Raw genomic sequence first — 2,550 nt, forward strand, 5'->3', positions numbered from 1 at the left:
CCGCCACCGGAGCGGCCGAACCCGCGGTAGTCGAAGGCGAACGCCGCGAAGCCCGCGGCGGCGAAGGCCTCGGCGAACGGCAGCAGGCCCGAGTCGGCCGTGCCGCCCAGTCCGTGCGCGAGAACGACGCACGGAGCGGGATCGGTTCCTGCCGCGGGCAGGAACCAGCCGCGGCAGGTGTCCCCGCCGGAGCGGAACTCGAGGTCGTGGGGGGTGATCTGGCTTCTCACGAGGGGTCTCCTGGGTTGTCGACCGCGGGGTCCGGGCGGCCGTAGATGGCCCGGACCCACAGGTCGGAGGCGGTGGCGATCATCGGTTCGCGATCCGCCCCGGCGTCGTAGGCGAGATGTTCGAGGACCGACTCGTTGACCTGGATCAGCGACGTGGCGAGCGCCATCGGATCGGCCCCGTCGGGGGCGCGACCGGCCGCTCGCTCGGAGCGGATGTACTCGGCGATGGGGGCCGCGAGTTCCGCCCGCCCCTCGTTCCACAGGCGGCGCATGGGCTCGTGCGTGGTGCGCGCGGTGAGCAGGGCCCGGTAGACGTGAGCGTTGTCGAGCATGCGGTCCGCGAGGCCGCTCAGCGTCGAGGTCACTCGGGACCGGAAGCGGCCGTCGGAGTTCACGAGCACGCCGTTCGACGTGGCGGCGGCCTCCTGGATGGAGGAGAGCAGCACGGTCACCGCCGCGGCCTTGGAGTCGAAGTAGAAGTAGAACGCCGACCGGGTGATGCCGGCCGCGTCGGTGAGGTCGGCCACCGAGATGTCATCGAGTGTGGTGGTGCGCAGCTGCCGGTCCAGCTCCGCCAACAGGGCCTCCCGACGCCGGTCGCCCCGCGGTGAGCTGGCGACGGCGTCACCGGAGGTGGCGTTCCCGCTCACGCGTGCGCCGCCGTCCGGATCATCCCGCCGAGGCGTGCCGCTCGTTCTCGTCCCGCCGGGATCTCACGTGTCCGGAGGTCGTGCTCGTACAGGAAGTAGTCCACCTGCTGCTGGTGCCGCGGGGTGTCGAGCATGTGCCCGATGTACTTCTTCTCGTCCGCCACGATGACCCGCTCCATCTCCTCGCGCCCCGGCGTCCGGTACAGGCCGGCCGCCCACGCGGCCGCCAGCCTGGCCTGGGCCTCGACGAACGGGAACAACGTGGGAGTGGACTGGGCGAAGCCGACCATGACCAGGTCGTCGATGCCCGGGGAGAACATCCGCTTGTAGAGCGGCACGTGGTTGTGGGCGTCGGCGCTGAGGAAGTCCGGGTCGAAGAACGGGAACGAGGTGTTGTAGCCGGTGGCCTGGATGACGACGTCGAACTCCTGCGCGGTGCCGTCCTCGAAGTGCACGGTCCGCCCGTCGAACCGGGCGATGTTCCCCTTGGCCGTGATGTCCCCCGAGCCGAGCCTCAGCGGCAACTCGACGGACTGCGTGGGGTGGGCCTCGAAGAACTTGTGATTGGGCTTGGGTAGTCCGTAGGACTCGGGTCGGCCCGCCGACATCGGCTGCATGACCTGAATGGCCTTGCGCTGCCACGAGTAGGGCAGGAAGGGAAAGGTGGCGAAGTACTTGTCGGCCGGTTTGCCGGCGATGTACTTCGGCACGATCCACGCGCCGGACCGGGTGGAGATCACCACCTCGTTCCGCATCACCTTGGAGGACAGCTCCACGGCGATGTCGGCGGCGCTGTTGCCCAGACCCACCACGAGAATGCGCTTGTCCTGCAGGTCGAGCGGATCCCACGGGTCCACGTAGGCGTGCGAATGGATCATCTCCCCGGTGAACTCGCCCGGGAAGTCGCCGAACCGTGGGTCCCAGTGGTGCCCGTTGCCCACCACCAGGGCGTCGAAGCGGCGGGTGCCGGTGCGTCCGGTGGTCAGCTCCCACCCGCCGCCCTCGAGCCGCTCGGCGTGCAGGACCCGGTTCTCGAACTCGATGAGACGCAGCAGGTCGAAGGCTTCCGCGTAGTCATCGAGGTACTGCTTGATCTGCGAGTGGTGCGGGAAGTCCGGGAACTCCTCGGGCATGGGGAAGTCCCGGAAGCTCAGCTGGTGTTTGGAGGTGTCGATGTGGAGTGACCGGTACGCGCTCGAACTCCCGTTGGGATTGTCGAACGCCCAGTTCCCGCCGATGCGGTCGGAGGCCTCGAACCCCACCGCCTCGATGCCGTAGTCGTCGAGCATCTTGAGCGTGGTCAGACCGCTGATGCCCGCGCCGATGACGGCGACGGTGGGGACGGGTGTCATGGAAACCTCTTCGGCCGGGGATCGCCGCGCGGAAAGCTATGGCGTGAGTCACAGTGTGGCCCTAGATTATGGCCAGGGATTGACGGGCGTCAACAGCGTCCCAGGGCGCGTCGACGGGGCACCGCGCCCCGGGCCCCATCCCGGATGGAGGCGGACATGGCGGACGACATGGGTGGTGGGCGGCACGCGGTGGTGGTCGGTGGCGCGTCCGGGATCGGGTGGGCCACGGCGCGCCGTCTCGCCTCGGCGGGGTGGCGCGTGACCATCGCCGACGTCAACGCCGATCTCGCCGAGGCCCGCCCGGCCGAGCTGGCGGAA

The 2,550-nt window shown here is 69.5% G+C and carries 4 protein-coding genes; 1 reads left to right on the forward strand and 3 read right to left on the reverse strand.

The window, feature by feature from the left end; translation table 11 throughout:
* The 3 genes from G6019_RS17025 to G6019_RS12940 all read right to left on the reverse strand — a co-directional run.
* The coding region (locus G6019_RS17025) for a serine aminopeptidase domain-containing protein (protein WP_182627747.1) at positions 1–230 on the reverse strand (230 nt) is incomplete at its 3' end.
* Entirely contained in the window at positions 227–880 is a 654-nt protein-coding gene (locus G6019_RS12935) for a TetR/AcrR family transcriptional regulator (RefSeq protein WP_107755285.1), read from the reverse strand. The genes G6019_RS17025 and G6019_RS12935, both read right to left, overlap by 4 nt.
* A complete protein-coding gene (locus tag G6019_RS12940; protein ID WP_182613255.1) occupies positions 877–2,232 on the reverse strand; it encodes a flavin-containing monooxygenase in 1,356 nt (451 codons plus the stop codon). The genes G6019_RS12935 and G6019_RS12940 overlap by 4 nt, the downstream gene beginning before the upstream one ends.
* Positions 2,233–2,400: 168 nt before the next feature.
* Between G6019_RS12940 and G6019_RS12945 the strand changes: the two genes are divergently transcribed.
* The coding region (locus G6019_RS12945) for an SDR family NAD(P)-dependent oxidoreductase (protein WP_182627749.1) at positions 2,401–2,550 on the forward strand (150 nt) is incomplete at its 3' end.

The sequence above is a fragment of the Dietzia sp. DQ12-76 genome (assembly GCF_014145045.1).
Taxonomy (GTDB): Bacteria; Actinomycetota; Actinomycetes; order Mycobacteriales; family Mycobacteriaceae; genus Dietzia.